The organism is Streptomyces sp. NPDC090442, assembly GCF_044769405.1.
In the GTDB taxonomy this organism is placed as follows: domain Bacteria; phylum Actinomycetota; class Actinomycetes; order Streptomycetales; family Streptomycetaceae; genus Streptomyces.
The window spans coordinates 49424-57078 of the sequence record NZ_JBIVXW010000061.1 but is presented as its reverse complement, the minus strand read 5'-3'; the positions used below and the strand labels follow the sequence as shown (position 1 = coordinate 57078).

Genomic DNA, 7655 nt, shown 5'->3' with positions numbered 1-7655 from the left:
TAGCTCCGCTATGAAGACATCCCGGCGCCTTGCGATCGCACGCACCAGACGCCGCTCCTTCCTCCACGGAGATCCGTCAGAAGCGCCCTAGGCCGACTGCCGCTTCGCGCTCTGGAACTGCGTCACCCTGACCGACGCCGGCGCCGGCACGGAGCTCCTCGCCCGACGCCTGGCCCAGGCGGCGGACATCATGCGCGCGAAGTAACGCCCCGGCTTCCTGTGGCTCTTCGAGGACCTCCTCGACGACGAGGCACGCGCGGGGCTCGGGCAAGCGGCCGAGGAGGCGGGACTCGGCTACGCCTTCCCCGGCACCGGCATGGCCGGCGACCTGCTGCCGCTCCCCGAACCCGCCCACCCCGACCTGACGTTCGCGCGCGCGGCGACCGAGGAGCAGCTACAGGTCTATGCGGACCTCAACTCGCGTGCGTACGGGCTTCCGTTGGCGGACGGTCGCGACGGACTCGTCGGCTCCCGACTGTGGAGGGAACGGACGTACGCCTACCTGGGCATGCGGGACGGCCTGCCGGTGTCGTGCGCCGCGACGGTGGAGGCGGACGGCCGCCGCTTCGTCGCGCTCGTCGCCACCGCGCCGGAGTGGCAGCGCAAGGGCTACGGCGAGGCGGTGACCCGGAAGGCCCTGCACGAGGGCGCCCGGGCCACCGGACTGACCCGCGCCACGCTGCACGCGACCGCCGCCGGCGCGTCGGTGTACCCGCGCATCGGCTTCCGGCCGAACTCACCGATCCGCTTCCACGGCTTGGCGAGGTGATCCGGCCGCCCCGGTGCCGCTTCCCGTGAAGGTGTGCGAGAGCCGCGCCATCAGCGCAGTCATCAGCATGTCATCGCGATGTCAACGACCGTGCCTAGCGTCTGGAGCCTTCGTTGTCGGACACGTTCGTCCACGACCTCAGGGGGAGTTCAGGCAATGTCGAAAACGAGCCGGACGGCACGGGCGGTACGCACCGCGGCCATGGCGGCGGCGCTGACCGCCGGCACCGCCGTCGCGTTCCCGTCCGCCGCCCACGCGGCGGGCGCAGAGCACTACTACATCGAGATCGGTGGTACCGGCCCGACGGATTCCGGACCCGGTTGCTCCACGATCTCCAGGTCCTACAACACCGCGAACGACCGTCTCCACCTCGGTTCGTCCGCGGTCGAGGTGTGCTACCCGGCCACCGCCGGCCCGCTCATCGGCGTCCACGGCGGGCTCATCGAGCCCCCCTTGAAGCTCAACCCCGACGCTCTCACCGCACCGACCTACGACGCCAGCATCCGACTGGGCTACGAGAAGGGGTTGCAGGCGGCGGAGGACACCCACCGCGCGCACCCGGGCGCGCGCCTCACGATCACCGGCTACTCCCAGGGTGCCCAGGCCGCGGACGAGGTGCTCCAGAAGATCGCCAGCGGCAGCACCGGCATTCCGCGCAACCAGGTCGACGGCATGCTCTACGCCGACCCGATGCAGCCCGACACCGGCTTGTTCGCGCACCTCCCCAAGGGGCTGGGCATCCCCGGGGTGGCCACCGTCGGCGCCCCCGGCCCGGCGAAGTTCAACGGCATTCCGGTCAAGCGGTACTGCATCATCGGCGACCCGGTGTGCGACCTGAGGGCCATCACCAACGCCCCCGGTTACTTCAGCCTGCACTGGAAGTACCCGGACTCCGTCATCCCCAAGAACCTCAACCAGAGCGGCCAGGACGGCGTCCAGTGGCTGAACGAGAACGGGGACCCCGTGTAGGGCCCTGACGGAACCGTGGGCCCTGCCCTGCCCGAGACGCCATGACGGGTACTCGCCGGCGACCGGCCGTCGTCGCTGTCATCGGCGGCCCAGGTCGTCCAGCGCGCGGGAGATCCGCGCCCGGCTGGCGTCGGTGTCGGGCAGGGCGGTGCCCCGTTCGAAGAAGTCGCGGCCCCCGGCCAGGTCCTCGGCCACGGCGCCGTGCCAGAGCAGCCGGTGACGCGTCGCGATCTCCGACGCGGTGCCGGTCTCCTCGTCCAGGGCCGCGCGGGACCGACGCCGGAGTTCGGCGGCCGCCCGCGCGTTGCCCAGCTTCGCCTCGGCCGCGGCCAGCCCGCCGAGGACGGCGGAGTACAACGGGACGTCCCCGAGACGTCTGGCCAGGTCCTCGGCCTTCCCGAAGGTGCCCACGGCCTCCGCGGGCCGGCCGAGGTCGAGTTGGAGACCGCCGAGGCGGAGCAGGGCCTTGCCGTGCAGCCTGGGACTGCCCGACTTCTCGGCCCGGGCGATCGCCTCCAGGTACCGGTCGTGAGCCTTGTCGTGCTCGCCGAGCCGGTGGTGCATGTCGCCGGCGCGGGTCATGACCGAGCCCATGAGCCAGTCGTCGTGCTCCAACGCCCCGGCCAGGCGGGCGACTTCGGCGAAGTGGGTCATGGACTCGGCTATCCGGCCCTCCAGGTTGGCGAACGTCCCGAGGCCGGCCGCGGCCCTGGCCTGCTCGTGCGGGTCGCCGGCCCGGCGGCTGATCTCCAGCGCCGCCGTGAAATGGGTGCGGGCCTGGCGGTAACGGCCCTGTAGCCCGTACATGATGCCCAGGCCCGTGTGCAGTGCGGAGTCCATCCGCCGGTCGCCGGCGGATGCGGCGATCGGCAGCAGCGTCTCCAGCGCGGTGCGGCACTCGTGGAAGCGGCCCTGCCGGGTGAGGTGGTCGACCAGGCCCTCGGCGATCCAACACGCCTCGTCCACATGGCCCGCGGCCGCCGCCTGGCGGATCACGTCGAGCAGTTCGCCGCCGGCCGCGTCCAGCCAGGCCGCGGCCCCCTCCCAGTCCGCGAACGGCCCGGGGCCCTGCGGGCCGGTCGGGAAGGACGAGGCGCCCCAGTCGCTGGAGCGGCGGGCGACCCGCACGTACAGCCGGAACACACCCCTGCGGGCCGCCGCGGCCTCGCCGGGCGAGGCCGCGGCGACGCGTCGGGCGTAGGCCGCCACCAGATCGTGCAACCGGTAGTGGTCGGCGGTCACCCGCTGCACCAGACTCGCGTCGGCCAGGCTCTCCAGGGCGCGTGCGGCGTCGGGCGGCGCCCAGTCGAGCAGCGCGGCCAGCGTCAGCCGGTCCAGCCGTGTGGTGGGCGACAGGCCCAGGGCGCGGAAGGCGCGCTGCTCGGCGGCCGGAAGCTGGTCGTAGGAGACCCGGAAGGCGACCTCGACGCTACGGTCCTCCACCGCGAGTTCGTCGAGCCGGTGCTCGCCGTCGGTCAGGCGCGCCACCAGGGCCTCCACCGCCCACCACGGGCGGTCCTGGATCCGCGCCCCGACGATGCGCAACGCCAGCGGCAGCCGGTCGCACAGCGCGGCCAGTTCGCGCAGGGCCGCACGCTCGCGGTCGGATCCCTCGACGCCGACGATGCGGGTCAGCAGCCCCGCCGCCTCGTCGAGGTCGAGCGGGGTGAGCGAGACCCGGCGGTCCGCGTCCAGTCCGGTCAGCCGTCGGCGGCTGGTCACCAGCACCATGCTGCCGGGACCGGCGGGCAGCAGTGGTCGTGCCTGCTCGGCGCGGGAGGCGTCGTCAAGGACGAGGAGCAGCCGACGGGAAGCGGTCGCTGCCCGCCACGACGCGGCCAGTTCGTCCAGGTCCTCGCAGTCCTCCCCCTCACCTGCGCCCACGGCACGCAGCAACCGCCGGAGCAGGCGGTGCTGTTCGGCCGCCGCCCGGTCCTCGCGGTGCCCGTGCAGCTCCACGAACAGGCAGCCGTCGGGGTAGTGCTCCCGCAGCGCCCGCGCAGCGCGCACCACCAGCGCGGTCTTCCCGACCCCGGCCATGCCGTCCACGGCCCGTACGGTGACCACGTGCGGCTCGGCGGGCGCGACGAGCCGGCCGAGTTCCCGGTCCCGGCCCGTGAAGTTGCCGACGTCGGCGGGGAGTTCACGGCGCGCACGGCGCTGCTGCCGGGCGGGAGCTGTCTGCCGGGGCCCGGCCGGCGCCCGGTGTCGCACGTCGGTGCCGAGCAGGCACGTGTCGTCGCCCCGCAGGACCGCCTCGTGCACCCGGCGCAGTTCGGCGCCGGGCTCCACGCCCTGCTCGTCCACGAGGCGGCGGCGCGTCGCGGCGTAGACCTCCAGCGCGTCGGCCTGCCGGTCGCCGGCGTGCAGGGCACGCATGAGGAGGGCGGCCAGGGCCTGGTTGTAGGGGTGGGTCGTCGTCAGGGAGAACAGTTCGCCGATGGCCTCGGCGTGCCGCCCCGACCGGAGCAGGCAGCCGGCCTTGTCCTGCACCAACACGAGCCGTTGCTCGACCAGTCGCAGCCGTTCGCCCTCCGCGAAGGGCCCGGGGATCCCGGCCAACGGCTCGCCGCGGAACAACCCCAGCGCCGTCGACCAGGCGTCCACCGCGGCGCCCAGGTCCCCGGCATCCCTCGCCGCCCGCCCTTCAACGGCGATCTCCGCCAAACGGGCCACGTCCACACGAGCGCTTTGCGCGGCGAAGCGATAGCCACCGCGAACGGTGTCGATCACGGCACCCGCCGGAGTCCTTCCCCGTGCGTCCAGGCGCCGGCGCAACCGGTGCACGTAGACCGGGATCACCTTGTCGCCCGTGCCGGGTGGCTCCGTACCCCACACCCCTTGGAGCAACTGCTGCCGACTGACCGTCCTGCCTGGTCGGAGCAACAGGGCTGCCAGGAGGGCCTGTTCGCGAACCGGACCGAGCTCCAGACCCGTGTCACCGCGCCATGCCTGGAGCGATCCGAGCAGAGCGAACCGAAGTTGCTGATTCGCATCCGCGGACGGCTCACGCATCATCGGCACGCCGGGAGTGTATAAGGCGCCCACTCACCTGCGGTGACCACCACAAGACCTACGCCGATCAGCTACCACCACACCACAAGCGGCGCTGGGGCGTTGGCGGTGAGAACGGTGACGTCGGCTGCTGTCCGGGTTCGTGGCGGTCCTGTGGTGGACCCGTACGGGAACGCCTGCGGCCACCGCGGACCATCGGGACTGGACGGAGTCACGAGGATCGTGCGGTGGCCGCGGGTCACGAAGCGGGCCGCCCGGGGCGGCCGCCGCTCAGGTGCGGTACGCGTAGTACGCGGCGCGCGGGTACGCCGCGATGAGACTGGCCACCGACCTGTTGTAGGTGTTGGTGGTGTGGTATGTGAGGTACGGCATGCCCTGCTGGCTGCGCTTGGTGACGATCATGGAGTGGTCCTTGGACCCGTCCCGGTCGAAGTCCAGTTGCAGCACGTCGCCGATGTCCATTTGGTAGACGTTGGCGAGGCTCCTGGCCCGCTTGGAGGACAGCGCGAACCAGGAGAACTCGTTGACGCCGACGAAGGAGTGCGACTGGATCTCGGAGTTGCCGAACCACTTGTGGAAGTCGGTCGTGTAGCCGGGGACGTGCTTCCAGCCGCCCGCCTTGAGGGCCTGGCTGACGAAGTTGGTGCAGTCCCCGCCGGCGCCGGCGTCGCTGAAGTCGGGGTAGTCCGGGTTGTACCGGCTCCAGTACTTCGTCGCGTAGGCCGCCATGGCGTTGTAGTCGTAGCCGGTGGACTTGAAGTCCTTCGGGTCGGCCGGCGCGGGGCGCGTGGTGGCCGAACGGGTCGCCGCGGGCGGGTCGTCGCTGGTGGCCGGCGCGGCGACGGAGGGCTTGGCGACCTGGTTCACCGCGAGGTAGCCGGCGTCGGTGTCGCGGACGCCGGTCAGCTGCCAGTCACCCTTGCGGTCGGCCTGGAAGGCGAGTTCGTGGTGGGCCTGGAACCCGGTGGTCCTGGGTTCGTTGCCCCTGGTCTTCGCGTACGACAGCGTCGTGGTCTCGGTGACGTCGACCGTGGCGTGCCGGCCCCGCACCCGGGTGGCGTCCAGCGTGACCCTGGTGTCGGCGCCGCTGTACTTCTCGCCGAGTTGGGCGAGGCGGGACTTGCGGGCGCGCAGTGCGTCCAGCGTCGAACCCTCCTCGCGCGACTGGGTCTCGGACAGCCGGACCTTTCCGGTGAAGCCGGACGTCCGCTGCGGGTGCGACTTCTGACGCCCGGTCGGGGCGTCGTCGACCAGGGACTGGGTGCGATCGGTGAAGACCGCGTCGGCCAGGCGTTGGAAGGTGGCCTTGGTCGCCGAGTCCACCGTCGGGTCGTCGACGACCGCCGCACCAGCGGACCAGTTGGGCAGCACGATGCCGGCGGCCACTGAGGCTGCCGCCACCGAAACCATGGTGGCGCGGCGCCGCTTGCGGCCTATTCTTCTTGATTTCAACGATGTTCCCCTCTACTCCGGTACAGGGACCGGGCGTTCGCATTTTGGCATGAAATGTGTGGAGAATGTGAAGGGGTGTGCACGATTGAAGACAGTTCGTTCCAGGGCTACTTGACGACCGTGGACCAGTCCGGGGCCTGCGCCGGGTCCAGGCCGCGCAGGCGTTGCAGCGTGTCGGGCTTCTGCACGTCGAGCCAGTCGGCGAGTTCCTTGAAGGACACGCACTTCACGCCCTGCCTGGAGCAGGTGTTCTTGACCACCTGGTCGATGGCCTTCATGTAGATGCCGCCGTTCCAGTCCTCGAAATGGTTGCCGACGAACAGCGGCGCCCGGCTGCCGTAGTAGACGCGGTTGAAGCCCGCCATGTAGGAGGCGACGGTCTGCCGTTGCCATTCGGCGTACTTGGCCGGATCGCCCTTGGTCTCGCCGTGGGACTGGTTGTAGAGGAAGTTGAAGTCCATCGACAGGCCCTGGTAGTTGCCGCCGGGGTACGGGAGCATCTGCAGCGGGAAGTCCCAGACGCCTTCCTTCTTGGTCGGCCATATCTGGAAGTCGCCCGGGGAACTGGCGTCGTAGCGCCAGCCGTAGCTCTTCATCGCCTTGAGCAGGTTCGGCTGGCCCTCCAGGCAGGGGGCGCGACCACCGGTCACCTCCTTGCGGAAGTCGAACGGCAGGGCGGGAGTGTCCTGGTCGCCGGTGTTGGTCTTCCACTTCTCCACGAAGTCGTAGAACTGGTCGATCTCGCTCTTCCACTCGGCGACGCTCCAGTCACCGCCCCCCTTGGCGCCGCAGAAGTGGCCGTTGAAGTGGGTGCCGATCTCGTTGCCCTCTTCGTAGGCCGAGGCGAGTTGGGTCAGGGTGGTGCGGATGTGCTCGTCGGTGGGGTAGCTGATCGCGGCGGAGCCCACCGGGTGCTGGGGCGGGTGGTAGAGGTCCTGCTTGCTCTTGGGCAGCAGGTAGATGCCGGTGAGGAAGAAGGTCATGTGGGCGTCGTGGGCCCTGGCCAATTCGCGGTAGTGCGAGAAGAGCCGTTCGTCGCCCTCCAGCGCGCCGTCCCACGAGAAGACGACGAACTGGGGTGGCTTCTCACCGGGCTTGAGCGGCTCCGCCTTCAACTGCCCTTTCTGGGGGCCGGTGTAGGAGGTCGAACCGTCCCCGAGGACCTTTGTCCTGCCGTCCCACGGCGGCTCCTTGCGGGCCTGCGGCGACCTCCGGTCGGTTGGTGCGGCCGCCTTGCTGCCGGAGGGGGCCAGGGCGTCGCTGTCGGTCTGGGCGAACACCAGGTACCCCGCGACGGCCGAGCCGACGACGAGGCCGGCGGCCGAGAGGACGGCGAACCGGGTACGGACGGTGCGGCGGGATGCGCGGGCCTTGCGGCGACGGCCTGGGGTCGACTTCATGCGGGGGCTCTCATCTGCGAGGGAGATTCCGGTGCGGTGCGGGTGGGCGC

4 protein-coding genes and 1 pseudogene are annotated in these 7655 nt (G+C 71.2%); 2 read left to right on the top strand and 3 right to left on the bottom strand.

Translation table 11 applies throughout. The features are described 5' to 3' along the window. Positions 1 to 91: 91 nt before the first annotated feature. Positions 92 to 769 (top strand): annotated as a pseudogene (locus tag ACIQU6_RS33040) (GNAT family N-acetyltransferase); the annotation flags it as partial. A 156-nt stretch (positions 770 to 925) separates the two neighbouring features. Continuing rightward, the gene (locus ACIQU6_RS33035; RefSeq protein WP_403485410.1) at positions 926 to 1738 is read left to right on the top strand and encodes a PE-PPE domain-containing protein; all 813 of its coding nucleotides are present in this window, start codon (positions 926 to 928) and stop codon (positions 1736 to 1738) included. Between the two features lie 78 nt (positions 1739 to 1816). On the opposite strand, the gene ACIQU6_RS33030 is transcribed toward ACIQU6_RS33035, so the two are convergent. From ACIQU6_RS33030 to ACIQU6_RS33020, 3 genes are all read right to left on the bottom strand, one after another. After that, positions 1817 to 4756 (bottom strand): AfsR/SARP family transcriptional regulator, encoded by a 2940-nt coding sequence (locus ACIQU6_RS33030; RefSeq protein WP_403485413.1) that lies wholly within the window; start codon positions 4754 to 4756, stop codon positions 1817 to 1819. A gap of 267 nt (positions 4757 to 5023) precedes the next feature. Beyond that, the gene (locus ACIQU6_RS33025) at positions 5024 to 6163 is read right to left on the bottom strand and encodes an amidase domain-containing protein (protein ID WP_403485412.1); all 1140 of its coding nucleotides are present in this window, start codon (positions 6161 to 6163) and stop codon (positions 5024 to 5026) included. A 149-nt stretch (positions 6164 to 6312) separates the two neighbouring features. Beyond that, positions 6313 to 7605 carry a hypothetical protein gene (locus tag ACIQU6_RS33020; protein WP_403485409.1) on the bottom strand — a complete coding sequence of 431 codons (1293 nt, stop codon included), beginning with the start codon at positions 7603 to 7605 and terminating at the stop codon, positions 6313 to 6315. Positions 7606 to 7655: the final 50 nt, after the last annotated feature.